At 56.6% G+C, this 17,549-nt stretch carries 15 protein-coding genes and 1 tRNA gene; 8 read left to right on the top strand and 8 right to left on the bottom strand.

Annotation, left to right across the window (positions count from 1 at the left end):
* Nucleotides 1-17: 17 nt before the first annotated feature.
* The 5 genes from dppA to ACP4QI_RS00800 all read right to left on the bottom strand — a co-directional run bounded on the left by dppA (nt 18) and on the right by ACP4QI_RS00800 (nt 6,508).
* Nucleotides 18-1,625, bottom strand: a complete 1,608-nt coding sequence (gene dppA / locus ACP4QI_RS00820; protein WP_142487797.1) for a dipeptide ABC transporter periplasmic-binding protein DppA — start codon at nt 1,623-1,625, stop codon at nt 18-20.
* Between the two features lie 645 nt (nt 1,626-2,270).
* Nucleotides 2,271-2,347, bottom strand: a tRNA-Pro gene (locus tag ACP4QI_RS00815).
* A 91-nt stretch (nt 2,348-2,438) separates the two neighbouring features.
* A complete protein-coding gene (gene eptB / locus ACP4QI_RS00810) occupies nt 2,439-4,130 on the bottom strand; it encodes a kdo(2)-lipid A phosphoethanolamine 7''-transferase (RefSeq protein ID WP_231313311.1) in 1,692 nt (563 codons plus the stop codon).
* Between the two features lie 266 nt (nt 4,131-4,396).
* On the bottom strand, nt 4,397-5,599 hold the full coding sequence (locus ACP4QI_RS00805; protein WP_142487795.1) for an L-lactate MFS transporter: 1,203 nt from the start codon (nt 5,597-5,599) through the stop codon (nt 4,397-4,399).
* Nucleotides 5,600-5,803: 204 nt separating this feature from the next.
* Complete coding sequence (locus tag ACP4QI_RS00800) at nt 5,804-6,508, bottom strand: autotransporter domain-containing protein (protein ID WP_142487794.1); 705 nt, start codon at nt 6,506-6,508, stop codon at nt 5,804-5,806.
* Nucleotides 6,509-6,688: 180 nt separating this feature from the next.
* Between ACP4QI_RS00800 and tag the strand changes: the two genes are divergently transcribed.
* Both tag and ACP4QI_RS00790 read left to right on the top strand, forming a co-directional pair.
* A complete protein-coding gene (tag, locus tag ACP4QI_RS00795) occupies nt 6,689-7,270 on the top strand; it encodes a DNA-3-methyladenine glycosylase I (protein WP_156262664.1) in 582 nt (193 codons plus the stop codon).
* Complete coding sequence (locus tag ACP4QI_RS00790) at nt 7,248-7,694, top strand: N-acetyltransferase (protein WP_142487792.1); 447 nt, start codon at nt 7,248-7,250, stop codon at nt 7,692-7,694. Before tag ends, ACP4QI_RS00790 begins: the two co-directional genes overlap by 23 nt.
* Here ACP4QI_RS00790 and ACP4QI_RS00785 read toward each other — a convergent pair.
* Complete coding sequence (locus ACP4QI_RS00785) at nt 7,657-9,936, bottom strand: molybdopterin guanine dinucleotide-containing S/N-oxide reductase (protein ID WP_445730324.1); 2,280 nt, start codon at nt 9,934-9,936, stop codon at nt 7,657-7,659. The genes ACP4QI_RS00790 and ACP4QI_RS00785 overlap by 38 nt on opposite strands.
* A gap of 216 nt (nt 9,937-10,152) precedes the next feature.
* Between ACP4QI_RS00785 and ACP4QI_RS00780 the strand changes: the two genes are divergently transcribed.
* From ACP4QI_RS00780 to ghrB, 6 genes are all read left to right on the top strand, one after another.
* Nucleotides 10,153-10,815 carry an OmpA family lipoprotein gene (locus tag ACP4QI_RS00780; protein ID WP_142487790.1) on the top strand — a complete coding sequence of 221 codons (663 nt, stop codon included), beginning with the start codon at nt 10,153-10,155 and terminating at the stop codon, nt 10,813-10,815.
* A 132-nt stretch (nt 10,816-10,947) separates the two neighbouring features.
* A complete protein-coding gene (locus tag ACP4QI_RS00775) occupies nt 10,948-11,964 on the top strand; it encodes a LacI family DNA-binding transcriptional regulator (RefSeq protein WP_426495934.1) in 1,017 nt (338 codons plus the stop codon).
* A gap of 102 nt (nt 11,965-12,066) precedes the next feature.
* Nucleotides 12,067-12,816, top strand: a complete 750-nt coding sequence (locus ACP4QI_RS00770; protein ID WP_231313315.1) for a sugar phosphate isomerase/epimerase family protein — start codon at nt 12,067-12,069, stop codon at nt 12,814-12,816.
* Nucleotides 12,817-12,820: 4 nt separating this feature from the next.
* Nucleotides 12,821-13,759: a sugar kinase gene (locus ACP4QI_RS00765; protein WP_426495933.1), complete on the top strand. Its 939-nt coding sequence runs from the start codon at nt 12,821-12,823 to the stop codon at nt 13,757-13,759.
* 76 nt (nt 13,760-13,835) lie between these two features.
* Nucleotides 13,836-15,116: an MFS transporter gene (locus tag ACP4QI_RS00760; RefSeq protein ID WP_142487786.1), complete on the top strand. Its 1,281-nt coding sequence runs from the start codon at nt 13,836-13,838 to the stop codon at nt 15,114-15,116.
* A 27-nt stretch (nt 15,117-15,143) separates the two neighbouring features.
* Nucleotides 15,144-16,118: a glyoxylate/hydroxypyruvate reductase GhrB gene (gene ghrB, locus ACP4QI_RS00755; protein ID WP_426495932.1), complete on the top strand. Its 975-nt coding sequence runs from the start codon at nt 15,144-15,146 to the stop codon at nt 16,116-16,118.
* A 55-nt stretch (nt 16,119-16,173) separates the two neighbouring features.
* Here ghrB and cspE read toward each other — a convergent pair whose 3' ends face one another.
* A complete protein-coding gene (cspE, locus tag ACP4QI_RS00750) occupies nt 16,174-16,386 on the bottom strand; it encodes a transcription antiterminator/RNA stability regulator CspE (RefSeq protein WP_032615822.1) in 213 nt (70 codons plus the stop codon).
* Between the two features lie 269 nt (nt 16,387-16,655).
* Nucleotides 16,656-17,366, bottom strand: coding sequence for a DUF3053 domain-containing protein (locus tag ACP4QI_RS00745; protein ID WP_142487784.1), 711 nt, complete (start codon nt 17,364-17,366; stop codon nt 16,656-16,658).
* Between the last annotated feature and the right edge of the window lie 183 nt (nt 17,367-17,549).

The raw sequence follows: 17,549 nt of genomic DNA, 5'->3' as shown, positions 1-17,549 counted from the left end.
CCTGGCATTGCTTTTAATTATTCAACAGAAACGTTTTCGAAGTGGTGTTTGCCCAGTGGATCAACCACATAGCCTTTAACTTCTTTACGCACTGGCTCGTACACGGTTGAGTGAGCCACGATCAGCGCTGGTGCCTGTTCATGCATGACAACCTGAGCCTGTTTGTACAGTTCGATACGCTTGTTGTGATCTTCTGCAGCACGTGCCGGCTGAATCAGATCTTCGAACGGCTTGTAGCACCAGCGAGAGTAGTTAGAACCGTCTTTCGCCGCTGCACAGCTGAACAGGGTTGCGAAGAAGTTATCCGGATCCCCATTGTCGCCGGTCCAGCCCATCATGACCGCCTGGTGCTCGCCTGCTTTAGCACGCTTCAGGTACTCGCCCCACTCGTAGGTCACGATCTTGGCCTGAACGCCGATTTTCGCCCAGTCAGCCTGAACCATCTCGGCCATACGGCGTGCGTTCGGGTTGTAAGGACGCTGTACTGGCATTGCCCACAGCTCAACGGTAAAGCCTTTATCCTGGCCCGCTTCTTTCAGCAGCGCTTTCGCTTTCTCAACGTCATAGGTGTAATCCTTAACGTCGTCGTTGTAGCCCCACATTGTTGGTGGGATCAGGTTCTTCGCGGCAACGCCAGCGCCCTGATAAACGGCCTTGATGATCGCTTCTTTGTTGACCGCGTAGGTCAGCGCCTGACGCACTTTCACATCATCAAACGGTTTTTTCTCGGTGTTGAAAGAGAGGTAGCCGACGTTCAGACCCGCCTGCTCCAGCAGGTTGATGTTTTTGTCCTGCTTCATGCGCGCGATATCAGCCGGGTTCGGGTACGGCATTACCTGGCACTCGTTCTTCTGCAGCTTGGCGTAACGCACGGATGCGTCAGGCGTGATGGAGAAGACCAGACGGTCGATCTGCGGCTTGGTGCCCCAGTAACCTTCGAACGCTTTGTACAGAATGCGGGAGTCTTTCTGATACTGCAGCAGCTGGAACGGACCGGTACCAACCGGGTTCAGGTCCACTTTTTCCGGCGTGCCGGCTTTCAGCATGTTGTCGGCATATTCTTTCGACAGAATAGAGGCGAAGTCCATGGCCAGGTCAGCCAGGAACGGTGCTTCAGGACGAGTCAGCACGAACTGAACGGTGTTGTCGTCCACTTTTTTGATTTCGCTGATCAGGTCTGGCAGGCCCATCCCTTCGAAGTACTCATAGCTGCCGCCAGAGACTTTGTGGTACGGGTTCTGGGCATTCTTCTGACGGTCGAAGGAGAACACCACGTCGTCTGCATTCAGATCGCGCGTTGGTTTGAACTCTTTGCTGTCCTGCCACTTCACGCCCTGACGCAGGTGGAAGGTATAGGTTTTACCGTCTTCGCTGACTTCCCACTTCTCAGCCAGACCTGGAATAACTTCCGTGGTGCCGGTTTTGAATTCAACCAGACGGTTATAGATAGGTACAGAGCTTGCGTCGTACGTCGTACCAGAGGTAAAGAGCTGTGGGTTAAAGCCTTCCGGCGAGCCTTCAGAACAGTAGACCAGGGTTTTTGCCTGTACGCCTGCTGCGACGGTCATAGCCACCAGGCTCAGACCAAGCTTCAGCATCCCTGACTTCTTCAAGGAAATACTCATTGTTATTCTGCTCCAATGTGATGTTTTTTGTTGTGTTACTCCGCCTGACCTTTAATTTATTTTTTACCCGGTCCGGTCGGTGTTGCCCTGAGGCGTTATAAGGGATGGAGATTCCTTTCAGAAGAGCGACTGAGTTGCAGCGCAGATCCTCCCTGAAGTGCCCCTCGTGCCCTACAATCTGTCAACAGAATGTGAAAACGTCAATACAGGTGACGGGGATTTACGCTAAGTGTGAGAATTGGCAAACAAAGATTAAAAAAACTACCGGAGCGTATTTTCAGCAGGGAAATTTATGCTACCCGCCATGACGTAGCACAACTCTCTACGCAATCTGCTACAACCAGTGATTAACATTTATTCAACCGGGGTAAATTTTCTTACGGAATGGCGATTATCTGCGCACTAAATACCATGAACGTTAAAACGCACAGGGGAAAATGCTGAGGTTATCCATAAGCAACGCGAAAAAAGATCAATCTAAAGATAAAAAAATACAATGGAATATGTCACATAATGGTTAACAGGCAGGGCTAAACAGAGGTAAGGCGTATTTTGGTGGGTTAAGTCGGGTAAGTCTTGCTGAGCATTAATTTCTGTAGGTGATAAATGCAAAAAACCCCGCTCAAAGAGCGGGGTTTTCGAATGTGGTCGGCGAGAGAGGATTCGAACCTCCGACCCACTGGTCCCAAACCAGTTGCGCTACCAAGCTGCGCTACTCGCCGAATGCGGAGCGCATCTTACTGCTACGCTCTGCCTCCGTCAATCCCTTATTTTGCAAAAGCCTTTCGATCGGCTATAAAGTCGCCAGGCCTGTTACTTTGCGGCTTTCGCAGCGCCGTCCGGCACTTTACACCAGTTGTTATTCTCGTTAATCCCGCCGTCTGGCGAGGTATAACCGAGGCAACCGAGAATGGTGTCGTACAGCTCCACATGACGCCGTGCCACTTTCATATCCGCCTGCTCTTTAAGATGGGCGAACATTTTGGCTTTATCCGGGTTCTCCAGATACTTGTCGGACATCCACACCATCATCGGCACGCGGAACTGCTCCGGCGGTGCCATCTTGCGCGGCGTACCGTGCAGGTGCTCTTTCTCGTTAATCGACTCACCGTGGTCGGCGGCGTAGAAGACAATCGCCTTCTTATCGCGCACCTGGTCAATCACGCTATCGATAAAGTGATCCACATAGGTCACCGAGTTGTCGTAGGAGTTAATCAGCTGCGCTTTGCTGCAGTCTTTATCCACGCCCTTACACTCCGGCGTCCATTTGGCAAAGCTGCGCGGATAACGCTGGGTGTAGTTAAAGTGTGACCCTTTGGTATGCAGAATGATCATATGCTTACCATCCTGGTTGCTCTGCAGGGAGCGTTGCATCTCGTCGATCAGCAGCATGTCGTCCACGCTCTTACCGCGGTTACGCGGCTCGGCGCCAATCTGCTCACGGTAGGCGATGTTGTTGGCCATGGTGTTGCTGTAGAACCACATCTCGCTTTGCATCGCGTAGAGGTCGGAGCTAAAGCCCAGCTGACGCAGTACCGAGAAGACGTTCTGCTCTTTCAGCGTCCGCTGCGGGTTATCGCTCGCCCCGCCCTCGCGCACGAACATACAGCGCAACGAGAGCTTGGTGGCGGTATCACAGGAATACCCGCGGAAGGCGACAAGGTTTTTCTCCTGCGCCAGCTTCGGAGTGGTATCCCGCTCATAGCCCAGAATACCCATATGATCCCAGCGCGTGGTTTCGCCAATAATGAAAATCACGTAGGTATCGTCGATATCAGACGGCGCCTGATAGGTGAATTTCTTCGCCGGGTTCATCAGCGATTTATTATCGGAGGACTCATCCACCTGCGCCCAGGCATATAACCCCAGCGCGGAGATCCAGTTGGACGGCAGATAGGAGTTTGCCACCACGCCGCCGTAGCTCGGCATATCCACGCCGGAGGTACGCTCAACGTTCTTCTGCTGCAAATCCAACAGCCGGATGGGTCCCCAGACCATTAATCCCGCCAGTACCACGACCGCGGCGCTGCGGATGCGCTGCCCTGGGGTACGCAGCTGGCGCAATAACGTATAGCGGCAGCGGTTGTTCCAGATAAGCAGCAGCGGCAGGATGCTGACGCAAACCAGCCAGAGAATAAAGTGTATACCGACCACTTCTTTCGAGAGGTCGATATCCGTGGTCATGACCGAGGCAATAATGCCGTAGCCAATCACCACGTTCATAAAGGTCATGTAATAGCTGGCACCCGCCGAGCACAACACCACCAGCGTGGCGAGTACGCGCCAGATACGCCGTCCAAACAGCGACAGCAGACGCAGCAAAAAGAAGGTGACCAGCACAGTGCCCACCAGTTCAACGACCGCAGCGACTCCTTTCCAGGCGGTAAAATCTTGCGCATAACCATCAAACCGACGGAAAAAAACCGCGCCATTCATAAACAGACCGATGTACAACGCGAGCAAAAAGCTAAGCTTTTGTTGCGTCATCGCTTTGATATATTTCATTAATGCAACCTGGAAAAAGGTAAAGTAGAGCCGCTCCACTCTTGGTCAAAAAGTGAACAGGGTGTTTCATTGCTCAGGGGATCGTTATCGGAAACGTCTTTAAGCGCGGTAAGTAGACCACAGGGAAAAGAAAAAGTGGCAACAGAGAATGTGATCCCTGCAAATATTTACAAAAAAACAAGTCCGATGACATACCTGCGGCCTGTTCTTTGCCTCCCGAAGAAACAAAAAAGGCCGGAATATCCGGCCTTTAGAGGGAGTTTCAATCAGGCATGCGCTTCTTTAAATATTTCGCGCTGCGGCTGGCGAATAGTGGTGGAAAGCGCCAGGGAGAGGATTAGCAGGGCGAATATAACGCAGAAGGTGACATAAAAGCCGCCAAACAGCGAAGCAATAAGCGAACCGCAAATACTGCCGATACCAAAGCCTAAATAAATAACGCCGTAGTTTTTCGCCAGGTTATTCAGGCCGAAGAATTCACTGACCAGCGACGGGAATACGGTAATGGTGCCGCCGAAGTTAAACGCGACGCAGGCGATAGCGGCGAAGAAGGTCACTTCGTTGAGCGGGGCGAATAACAGCGCCGCCATGCCTACCAGCGACACCACCTGGCCGAGAGTAATTACGCGGATACGGGCAATCTTATCGGAGAGGATCCCCAGCACCAGGCGGCCAGAGAGGTTGGCGATAGAGATAATGGTGACCGCGTTGGCCGCCGTTGCGGCATCCAGTTTCACCATCCCCTGAGCGATATCTTTCGCCACGCCAATCACATACAGACCACTCATGCAGGCGGTCAGGAACATCACCGCCAGCATCCAGTACTGTGGTTTACGCATGGACTGGGCCAGGGTGAAGTCGTTCTCAACCACGCCGTTAACGGATTTAACTTCCTGCTGTGGGGCATCTTTCATCAGCGTGGCCCCGAACAGGATCATCACCAGCACGATAGCGCCCCAGATCATGAAGGTCTTTTCCAGACCGACGGTGGCCAGCAGATGGCTGTCGATAAACTTAAAGCCCAGGCTGCCGAGACCATAAGAGCCAATGGCGAAGGCGGATATCAGCCCCTTACGCTCCGGGAACCATTTCACGCAGTTCGACAGGGTTAATAGGTAGCCAGCGCCATCCGCCAGCCCCACCAGCACCCCGGCGCTCAGCCACAGCATCATCAGGTTGCTGGAATGGGCGGTCAGGAAGAAGCCGACCCCCAGCAAAATCCCGGAAGCCATAGTGACGCGCTTCACGCCGAAGCGTTCCTGTAATTTACCGGCAATGGAAGATGAGAGCGCCAGGCCCAGGCTCAGCAAGCCAAAGGAGAAGGCGACCTGGCTGACCGGGGCATCGAGTTTTTCGGAGAGGGCGCTGTTAAACAGGCTCCAGGTGTAGACTGAACCCAGGGCAAACTGGGTCACGATGGTGCCGATAAGGGTCAGCCAGCGGGTGCGGTTGTAATTTGAGGTATTCATGGCAGTTGTCCTGCAGCAGAAAAAAGGGAAATTCACTGCTGACAACGATAACCAAAACCCTACATGGGCAGGGGTAAAACGGCATGAAATGCAGAGGTGCCGGAATGAAATGCCGAAAATCAGGAATGAATGACCTGGACTGCTGTCTGAACCCGCCCCGAAAAAGATGAACCCGGAGTCGCTCAGGTCATTCATCCACGGGTTTCAGAACCTCGCGCTGACGCCGAGGGTATAGAGATAATCTTCTCCGGTGGACATGTTTTCGGCCTGCGACATCGAAGCATAGGCCGCCATATACGGGTTGATCAGCATATCGGCCCCGACGGTGACATCCATCCAGTTGCCGTACTGCGTTGAGGGTGCCAGGCGCCCCAACCCGGACTGCATCTTCCACTGGTTATCGCCGAACTGCTGGTTATAGCTGATTTGCGCCCAGGGCCGTACATCGCCCAGGCGCGTATCGACGCGCCAGCCCAGCGTACTCACGCTGGCATGCCACAGCGGGTCGGTGAGCGACTGCGTGTTCACGCTGTCGCCAAACTCGTTGTACATATTGGGCGTGGAGCCATCGTAATGCCAGGCGGCAACCGGTCCGGTGGTGAAACGGCGGGCAACGGGAATACTCCAGCCCACACTCATCGTGCTGGTCGCCTCTGCCGGTGACGAATCGGGCAAATTCAGCGCCAGACCGGGCATATTCTGTGAAGAGAGGATCCGCTCTTTGAGAATATCCTCGTAACGCGGTTGGTGATCGTCATCCCATGTATAACGCTCAGTGGTATTACTTTTTGTATCCGAAACGATATATTCCTGTTGCCAGGCATTTGCTGTGTTGCCTGTCAGCAGACAGGCCAAGAAACTCACCAGACCGGTTACGGCATGGCGGCCACTTATTTTTTTTATAATCATCAAAGCGACTCCAGAGAAGAGCCGAATTCGGCGATATTTGTGATTGTTTATAGTGAGGCTACGCGGCTACATGAAGAATGTTGCGTATCAGCCTGTATTAACTATTGTCTCTTTAGGTGACACGTCAAGCCGGGTCGATTGAAATTTTTGTAATTTCAGGTGCAACAAGGGAGAGAACCGATGCAACGTTGTGGCTGGGTTAGCCAGGATCCGCTCTACATCGCCTATCACGATAAGGAGTGGGGCGTGCCGGAAACTGACGGAAAGAATTTGTTTGAGATGATCTGCCTTGAGGGCCAGCAGGCCGGATTATCCTGGATCACCGTGCTTAAGAAACGGGAAAACTATCGCCAGGCCTTCCACCGGTTCGATCCGGTTCTTGTCGCCGGGATGACCACTGCGGACGTCGACAGGTTAGTGCTGGATGCAGGCATTATCCGCCATCGCGGCAAAATCGAGGCCATTATCGGCAACGCCCGGGCTTACCTGGCGATGGAAGAGAACGGCGAGCGGTTCTGTGATTTCGTCTGGTCCTTCGTCGATAACACTCCGCAGGTGACCCAGGCGGCAACGCTGGCAGAGATCCCCACCTCTACGCCCGCCTCTGATGCCCTGTCGAAAGCGCTGAAAAAGCGCGGCTTTAAGTTCGTCGGCACCACCATCTGTTACTCCTTTATGCAGGCCTGCGGGCTGGTTAACGATCACGTCACCGCCTGCCACTGTCATCCTGGAGGTCAACATGATCCGCAAATGGCTCAGTGACGATGTCGAACCTCTGCTGACCCTCTGGCTGGAGAGCACCACCGTCGCCCACCCGTTTATTGATGCGCAGTACTGGCAGGAGAGCGAGGCGGTCGTGCGGGAAGTCTATCTGCCGTCGGCAGAGACCTGGGTGTGGGAAGAGGAAGGCCAGCTTCGGGGCTTCATCAGCGTGATGGAGTCAGCCTTTGTCGGCGCGCTCTTTGTCGATCCGGCGTATGCCGGAAAGGGGATCGGGCATGCGCTGATCCACCATGTGCAGCAGCGCTACCCGTCGTTAAGCCTGGAGGTTTACCAGAAGAACAGCCGGGCGGTGAATTTCTACCATGCTCAGGGCTTTCGGATTGAAGACAGCGCCTGGCAGGAAGATACCCAACACCCGACCTGGCTTATGAGCTGGCAGGCGGATCAAACGCCGTCAGCGTAAGCGTCGGCCCCTGATATTTTTCCAGCCACGCCAGCGCGGTATTCCCCGCACAGCCGTTCCCCAGCTTCGAGCTGGGGAGATCTTTGGTCAGCACGTTGACCGCCCCGTTCTTACAAATTCCGCCATTTTCAGCATCCAGGTCCGGCCACGCCCCCTGATGAATGCAGATCACGCCCGGCTTGATGCCGTCGCTGACCACCGCCCCGGCCAGCACCTGACCGCGATGGTTCCAGACGCGCACCACGTCGCCATCGGCAATGCCGCGCGCTTTGGCATCATCCGGGTGTAGCGTCACCGGCTCGCGCCCGGCCACTGCATACTGCTCGCGCAGTGAGGAGTAGTTCAGCTGGCTGTGCAGACGGTGCGCCGGATGAGCAGACAGGATCTGCAGCTGCTCCGGCTCGGCGTTGCCATGCCACTCGTCCGGCTCCAGCCACATCGGGTGCGGCGGACAGTCGGCATACTGGTAGCTGGCGATACGCTCGGAGTAGATCACAATTTTGCCGCTCTCGGTTTTCAGCGGATGGCTCACAGGATCGCGACGGAAATCAGCGAAGCGCACGAACTTCGCGTTCTCGTCAGACTCCGGCATTTCAACGATGGCATTGGCTTCCCAGAATTCGGCAAAGGGTGCCAGCGTCACCCCCTGTGCCGCGCCGCGCTGCCCGGCGATCTGATAAAAGGTCTCAAGCCACTCCAGATCGGTTTTGCCCTCGGTAAAGCGCTCACCGCCGCCCTGCTCCCAGCGCTCGCTCAGCTCGGCAAATACCTCAAGATCGTCACGCGCTTCATCGCGCGGCGGCACGACCCGCTTCATCGGCACCATATGCTGGTTGCTGTAGTCGCCGGTCATGGTCATGTCGTTACGTTCAAACGAGGTGGTGGCTGGCAGCACGATATCGGCATGCTTTGCCGCCGCGGTCCAGAAGCACTCGGAGATCACCACCAGCTCCGGCTTTTGCCAGGCGCGGATCAGGCGGTTAGTGTCCTGGTGGTGGGTAAAGTTGGCGCCGCCCGCCCACCAGACGAAGCGAATGTCCGGGAAGTGGCGATCCAGCCCGTTGTGCTGATAGAAGCCGCCCGGGTTTTCCAGCGCCTCCACGATGCGAGCGACCGGGAATTTATCCACCGCGTCCGTCCCGCCCTTGACCGAGCCCTGCATAGAGGCCAGCACCGCCGCGCGCCGCGTCGGGTTTCCGCCGTTGGCAAAGTGGTACGAAAGACCAAAGCCGCCGCCCGGGGTGCCGATCTGACCGAGCATCGCCGCGAGGGTGACCAGCATCCAGTGTTTCTGCTCGCCAAACTGCTGGCGCTGCATGCCCCAGCCGGACATCAGCATGGTGGTATTGCTGTGGAACAACGCTGCCAGTTCACGAATTTTCGCTGCCGGAACGCCGCAGATGTCGGCAGCCCAATCGGCGGTTTTGGCGACACCGTCCGTTTCCCCGGTCAGGTAGTCGGCAAATTTTTCATAACCGCTGGTACAGCGCGCGAGGAATTCCTCGTCCTGCCAGCCGTTCTCCACCAGCGTATGGGCGATACCGAGCATCATCGCCACATCAGTGCCCATATGCGGGGCGATCCACTCGGCGCTCTCGCCAAAGAAATCCATGGTTTCGGAGCGCATCGGATCGATACAGATCAGGCGCTTGCCGCTTTTACGCAGCGCGTCGAAGTACGGGATCCCCTGCTCGTCGCTGGCGTTCCAGGCTATTTTCAGGGTATTGAGCGGGTTGGCACTCCACAGCACCACCACTTCGCTGTGCTCCAGCACCAGCGGCCAGCTGGTCTGCTGCTGGTACACCTCGTTGCCGCCTACCACATAGGGCATGATGGCCTGTGCCGCGCCGGTGGAATAATCCCCCAGATGACCTGTGTAGCCGCCCGCCAGGCTCATATAGCGCTGAAGCAGGGTTGCCGCCTTGTGCAGCACGCCGTTCGAGCGCCAGCCATACGACCCGGCAAAAATGGACGACGGACCATAGTTCTCACGAATACGTTTGTGCTGCGCGTCGATAAGATCCAGCGCCTGATCCCAGCTGACGCGCACAAACTCATCCTGCCCACGCACGCCCTGTGGATTATCCGGCGACGCCAGAAAGCCCTTACGGACCATCGGCCAGCGCACGCGGGCTTTGCTGTGCACCTGGTCGCGCACTGCGGTTTGCAGGGAGTTAGGGTGCTGCGTCGGCAACGCGCCACGGGATGAGATCACCGTATCGCCGTCGGTTTCGACCAGCATGGGCCCCCAGTGGGCTGCCGTCAGAATGGTTTTTGTAGAAGTGGTCACAGCGTGTGCTCCTGGATTGCCGGTTGCAGGTTTTCTCAGCCTTCATTGAGACTGTTTATGATTTGACACAAATTTAAGAGTTATCCCCGGAATTTTCTCCGTAACTGCACGTCATAATCAACCGCCACGCCCGTCGTGGCAAAGAATAAAAAAGCTTAAGGAAAGAAGATGAAAAAAAGCGCACTTATGATTGCCGCCGTAGTCAGCGGCGCACTGGTTGTTTCAGGCTGCACCACCAACCCATACACCGGCGAACGCGAAGCGGGTAAATCAGGCATTGGCGCAGGCATCGGCTCCCTGGTAGGCGCAGGTGTAGGTGTCCTCTCCTCCTCGAAAAAAGATCGCGGTAAAGGCGCCCTGATTGGTGCCGCAGCAGGCGCCGCGCTGGGCGGCGGTGCCGGTTATTACATGGACGTGCAGGAAGCGAAGCTGCGCGACAAAATGCAGGGTACCGGCGTGAGCGTCACCCGTAGCGGCGACAACATCATTCTGAATATGCCGAATAACGTCACCTTCGACAGCAACAGCGCAACGCTGAAACCGGCGGGTGCCAACACCCTGACCGGCGTGGCGATGGTGTTGAAAGAGTACGAAAAAACCGCGGTGAACGTGCTGGGTTATACCGACAGCACCGGCAGCCAGGATCTGAATATGCGTCTCTCCCAGCAGCGTGCTGACGCAGTGGCCAGCGCGCTGATCACCCAGAACGTCGCGGCGACCCGCATCCGCACCAGCGGCATGGGCCCGGCGAACCCAATCGCCAGCAACAGCACGGCGGAAGGCAAAGCGCAGAACCGCCGCGTTGAGATCACCTTAAGCCCGGTGCAGTAAGTTTATTGCCGGGTGGCGGCTTCGCCTTACCCGGCCTGGAAAATCTCGCTCTGACTCCGTAGGCCCGGTAAGCGTAGCGCCACCGGGCATTTTCGCGCTAAGGTGTACGCACCAATAGCAAGGAAATCAGCGATGAGAAAATCAACACGGCCCACCATCAGCGACGTGGCGAAAGCCGCGAAAACCGGTAAAACCAGCATCTCCCGTTATCTCAACGGCGAAAAACACCTGCTTTCCGACGCGCTACTGGCCCGTATTGAACACGCTATTGCCGAACTCGACTACCGCCCGAGCCTGATGGCCCGGGGGCTAAAACATGGTAAAACCCGGCTGATCGGCCTGATCATCGCCGATATCACTAATCCCTACTCCGTTAATGTCCTTAGCGGCATCGAAGCCGCCTGCCGGGAAAAAGGATTCACCCCGCTGGTGTGTAATACCAATAACGAAGTCGATCAGGAGCTGCACTACCTCGATCTGCTGCGCAGCTATCAGGTGGAGGGCATCGTGGTCAATGCCGTGGGCATGCGCGAGGAGGGGCTGAACCGCCTGCAGCAGTCCGCCCTGCCGATGGTGCTGATTGATCGCAAAATCCCCGATTTTGCCTGCGATGTGGTGGGACTGGATAACACCCAGGCCGCCACTACCGCCACAGAGCACCTGATTGAACAGGGCTTTGAAGCGATCCTGTTCCTGAGCGAGCCGCTGGGAATGGTCAATACCCGCCGCGAGCGCCTGAGCGCCTTTCGCACCACCCTGGCCCGCTATGCCGGCGTGGTTGCTGAAAACGTCGAAATCTCCCTTCACGAGTCTGAGCAGCTGGACAACGCCCTGCGCCAGTTTCACACCCGCCATCGCGGGATGCGCAAGGCGGTCATCTCCGCTAACGGCGCGTTAACGCTACAGATCGCCCGTTCGCTGAAGCGCATTGGCCTGCACTGGGGCAGCGACATCGGTCTGCTGGGCTTTGACGAGCTGGAGTGGGCCGAGCTGGCAGGCGTGGGCATTACCACCCTCAAACAGCCCACCTGGCAGATTGGCTTTGCCGCCGTCGAGCAGGTAGTCCGCCGGATCAACGGTGCCGATGAGGCCGTGCGCGAGCAGGTCTTCTCCGGCGAACTGATCGTACGCGGTTCCACGGCGCGTTAAGTCCCCTTCGTGATGGCGATCATAAATCCAGCATCCTGAACTTTTCTTTGGAACCGGTTCCATCTAGCGTAAAGAGTATCAGCTACGTGATGGAGTCCGCCAATGGGCAGAAAAATTATTGTTGTCACCGCCGCGTATGGCGCTGACAAGGTACGTGAGGCAGGTGGCCAGCGCGCCATGCTGCACGTGATCGCCGGCGCGGGTGCCGACGGGGTCGAGATCCGCCGGGAGTTATTCAGCGACGCCGAACTGGCGTCCCTCCCTACGCTTGCCGGATCCATTGAACTGCTTGGTCTGCTGGCCTGCTACTCCGCCCCCGATGCCCTCTTTACCCCGGACGGAACCCTCAATCCCATGCTGCCCCGCTACCTTGCCGAAGCCGCGACACTCAACGCCCTGTGGCTGAAAGTCTCTCTCGGCCACTTCAGCGATAAGCAGCAGCTCGATGCGCTGCGCGCCCTGCTCGATGAAACCGGCATGACGCTGGTGGTGGAAAACGACCAGACGCGCTGCGGCCAACTGGCCCCGATGCAGCGTTTCAAGGCGGCGTGCCGGGTGATGAATCTGCCGGTCACGCTGACCTTTGATATGGGCAACTGGCTGTGGGTAGGTGAATCTCCGGAGGAGGCCGCGAAGCATCTGGCGCCTGCGGTGAGCTATATCCACGTTAAAGCCGCCGTTCCCCATCAGCAACAGTATCGTGCCGTGCCGCCGGATAACGACGATGCCCGCTGGCAGGCGCTGTTGGATCAGCTCCCCTCCGACGCCCCGCGCGGAATCGAATTCCCGCTGGAAGGACCAGACCTGACGGCTGTCACCCGTCACTACGTCAATTTACTGCGCGAGGAGTAACCCCATGCCGCACGCTCTGGATGTCATCACCATTGGCGAAGCCATGACCATGTTTGTCGCCACCAAGACCGGCGAACTCAGTGCCGTCGACCACTTTATCAAGCGCGTTGCCGGTGCCGAACTGAATGTCGCCACCGGGCTGGCGCGCCTTGGCCTGAAGGTGGGCTGGGTGAGCCGCGTGGGCAATGACAGCTTCGGTCAGTTTGTGCTCGACACCCTGAAAAAGGAGGGGATCGAAACCGCAGGCGTGACCCTGGACGACCGGTATCCGACGGGCTTCCAGCTCAAATCGAAAGTCACCGATGGAACCGATCCCATTGTGGAATACTTCCGCAAAGGCTCGGCGGCCAGCCACCTGTCGGTAGAGGACTTCAACCCCATCTGGTTTACCGCGGCAAGGCATCTGCATCTGAGCGGCGTGGCGGCGGCGCTGTCTGCCAGCTCATACGCGTTGCTCGATCACGCTGCGGGCGCGATGAAGGCCGCGGGTAAGACCATTTCGTTCGACCCGAACCTGCGCCCGGTGCTGTGGAAAAGCGAAGCGGAGATGGTGGAAAAGCTGAACCACCTCGCCTTCCAGGCCGACTGGGTATTACCCGGCGTGAAAGAGGGCCAGATCCTGACCGGGGAAAAGACGCCGGAAGGGATCGCGGATTTTTACCTGAACCGGGGCGTGAAGGCGGTGATCCTGAAGACCGGGGCCGACGGCGCCTGGTTTAAAACCGCCAACGGTGAGCAAGGAGCCGTAGCGGCGGTGAAGGTCGAAAACGTCGTCGATACCGTCGGCGCGGGAGATGGCTTTGCCGTTGGCGTGGTCAGCGCCCTGCTGGAGGGGAAAACGCTCCATCAGGCTATCACTCGCGGCAATATCATCGGCTCGCTGGCGATCCAGGTTCAGGGCGACAGCGAAGGATTACCCACCCGGGAACAGTTAGGGGAATAACTCCCCGCCACATAATTAAGCCACCCTGTACCCTACAGACAGCGGCGGTTACTCCCTCAACCACAGAGGCAAGCCTATGAACAGTGCAACAAATGCAGTAAAACGCTGGTGGTACATCATGCCTGTCGTGTTCATCACGTACAGCCTGGCGTATCTCGACCGCGCGAACTTCAGCTTCGCGTCCGCCGCAGGCATCACCGAAGATCTGGGGATCACTAAAGGCGTCTCCTCTCTGCTGGGCGCCCTGTTCTTCCTCGGCTATTTCTTCTTCCAGATCCCCGGCGCGATTTACGCCGAACGCCGCAGCGTGCGCAAACTGATCTTCGTTTGCCTGATCCTCTGGGGGGCCTGTGCGTCACTCACCGGGGTAGTGAATAACATCCCGGCGCTGGCGGCCATTCGCTTTATTCTCGGCGTGGTGGAAGCGGCAGTTATGCCCGCGATGCTGATCTACATCAGCAACTGGTTTACCAAATCCGAACGCTCGCGCGCCAATACCTTCCTTATTCTCGGTAACCCGGTCACGGTGCTGTGGATGTCGGTAGTCTCCGGGTATCTGATCCAGTCCTTCGGCTGGCGCGAAATGTTCATTATTGAGGGCGTTCCGGCGGTGATCTGGGCCTTCTGCTGGTGGGTGCTGGTGAAAGACAAACCGGCACAGGCCAAATGGCTCTCTGAAGATGAAAAAGCGGCCCTGCAGGCGCAGCTGGATAAAGAGCAGCAGGGGCTGAAAGCGGTGCGCAACTACGGCGAAGCCTTCCGGTCACGCAACGTGGTGCTGCTGTGCATGCAGTACTTCACCTGGAGCATCGGGGTTTACGGTTTTGTTCTGTGGCTGCCTTCCATCATCCGTAGCGCGGGCGATAACCTCGGTATGGTCGAGGTAGGCTGGCTGTCATCCGTGCCGTATCTGGCCGCGACCATCGCCATGATCGTGGTCTCCTGGGCGTCGGATAAACTGCAAAACCGTAAGCTATTCGTCTGGCCGCTGCTGTTAATTGCTGCCTGCGCCTTTATCGGTTCCTGGGCGGTGGGCGCAAACCACTTCTGGGTTTCCTATACGCTGCTGGTGATCGCCGGTGCCGCAATGTACGCCCCTTATGGTCCGTTCTTTGCCATCATCCCGGAAATGCTGCCGCGTAACGTGGCGGGCGGCGCGATGGCGCTGATCAACAGCATGGGTGCGCTGGGCTCGTTCTTTGGTTCATGGTTCGTGGGTTATCTGAATGGCGCAACCGGCAGCCCGTCGGCCTCGTACATCTTTATGGGGGTGGCGCTTTTTGCCTCAGTGTGGCTTACTTTAATTGTTAAGCCTGCTAATAATCAGAACCTTCCCGTCGGCGCACGCCACGCCTGAACCCTTTTAAAATCAACGGAGATTAGCATGAAGCCGTCCGTCATTTTGTACAAAGCCCTGCCTGATGCGTTACAGCAGCGCCTTGAAGATCATTTCACCGTTACCCGGGTCAACAACCTGAGCCCGGAGACGGTGCAGCAACACGCTGACGCGTTCGCCGGTGCCATCGGGCTGCTTGGCTCCAGCGAAAAAGTGGATGCCGCGCTGCTGGAGAAAATGCCGGCGCTTCGTGCAACCTCCACTATTTCGGTGGGCTATGACAACTTCGACGTCGATGCACTGAATGCCCGTAACGTCCTGCTGATGCACACGCCAACCGTACTGACCGAAACCGTGGCCGATACTCTGATGGCGCTGGTGCTCAGCAGCGCGCGTCGGGTGGTGGAAGTGGCCGAACGCGTTAAGGCCGGGGAATGGACCAAAAGCATCGGCCCGGACTGGTTCGGCACCGACGTGCACGGCAAAACGCTGGGTATCGTCGGGATGGGCCGCATCGGCCTGGCGCTGGCGCAGCGCGCCCACTTCGGTTTCAACATGCCGATCCTCTACAACGCACGTCGCCAGCATAAAGAGGCCGAGGAGCGTTTTAACGCCCGCCACTGCGATCTGGATACCCTGTTGCAGGAAGCGGACTTTGTCTGCCTGATCCTGCCCCTGACCGATGAGACGCATCATCTGATGGGCAAAGCGCAGTTTGAGAAGATGAAGAAGTCCGCCATCTTTATTAATGCGGGTCGTGGGCCGGTGGTGGATGAGCAGGCGCTGATTGCAGCGCTGAAAAATGGTGAGATCCACGCCGCAGGGCTGGACGTGTTCGAGCAGGAGCCGCTGCCGGCCAGCTCAGAGCTGCTGAAGCTGCCTAACGTGGTGGCGCTGCCACATATTGGCTCTGCGACGCACGAGACGCGCTACAACATGGCAGCCTGTGCGGTGGACAACCTGATCGACGCCCTGCAGGGCAAGGTCGATAAAAACTGCGTGAATCCACAGGCCAAACCCTGAACGAAAAAAACCCGCCAGAGGCGGGTTTTTAAATTCTTGTAGCTGAGTTGGAAGCTTACAGGCTTACAACGTTACCAGCTGCTGGGCCTTTAGCGCCGCTTTCGATGGTGAAGGAAACTTTCTGACCTTCGTCCAGAGATTTGTAGCCATCGTTCTGGATAGCAGAGAAGTGTACGAACACGTCTTTAGAGCCATCGTCAGGAGTGATGAAGCCGAAACCTTTATCAGCGTTGAACCATTTTACCAGACCAGTCATTTTACCAGACATAGATATTACCTTTTTAAAAATTTGTTTTGCCTTCCGGCGCGATGATGGAATGTGTTACAGATTTTTAAGCGATGAAGGAAGGGTCACTACGAAGGGTATCTAAGGATAACGCATCTGGACTGCTTAACTAAACTGCTTTAGGTCTGTGTAACAAACCGACGAGGACTATTAAACATAGTTACGGGATCAAAGACAAGCTTTATTTTCTGGCAGAATAAAAAACCCGCTTTTCAGCGGGGTTTTTATTCTGGAAATGTGCGCGTCTGACGTTATTCCGTTGCGGCCATCGCCGCCCCCCAGGCCTGGCTAAACGCCTGGTGCTGTGCTGCAAGCGGCCCAATCAGCGTATTGTACTGGCTGGCCTGCTGCGAGGTCGGGAACTGGATGCCGTTCGAGACAAAGCTCACCTGGGTACCCTGCTGCGAAATATAATCCGCCACCTGTACCAGCTGCTGAGTGAAGATCTGCGCGGCCGGAATGAGCGGCTGCAGCGCATCGGCAGGTTTGGTCACCACCTTTTCATACACTTTGTCGAACACAGGTTTCAGGTCTTCGCCCTGTTTCAGCGCAGAGCGCGCGCCATCGGCCTGCATTTTGGCGTTCTGCAGCTGCTGGCCCAGCACACCCAGTGCGCCGTTTGACTGGCTCAGCGGCTCACGCTGGGTCACATAGTCCTGCGGGACGCGAATCGCATTCACGCTGTCCACCACCGGACGCAGACCGGCGTCCATCGCCTGATTCACCTGCTGTGAATAGCCGTACAAAATGGCATAGTCGGAAACGAAGGGACCAAACTGTTTTTTCTGATCCGCAGTCAGCGTTGGCAAACGCTCGCCACTGCGCATCGCAGTATTTTGCAGGAAATCGATAAACGCTTTGCGCTGATCGCCTTCCTTATCGAAACACCCACTCAGGCTAACCACCATTAATAACGCCGCAAGCGGCGCAAACCAGCGAGAGCAGGGCTTTCCTGTCGCCATTGTTATTACTCCTTTCACCCAAAAAAGCGTACACCGGCACAGGCGTGCCCGACGCTGACAAGAATAGTCCAGGTCAGGCCTGCAAGATACCCTTTTCATGTAAAACGGCTATTGCCATATAAATTCTTACGATTTACAAAAATATACCTGATGCTATTGCGCTACTGAATAATCAAGTCATTA

Origin of the sequence: Leclercia sp. TB492, from assembly GCF_049974505.2 — a bacterium.
In the GTDB taxonomy this organism is placed as follows: Bacteria; Pseudomonadota; Gammaproteobacteria; order Enterobacterales; family Enterobacteriaceae; genus Enterobacter; species Enterobacter adecarboxylatus_C.
This window is presented reverse-complemented; position numbering and strand designations above follow the sequence as displayed.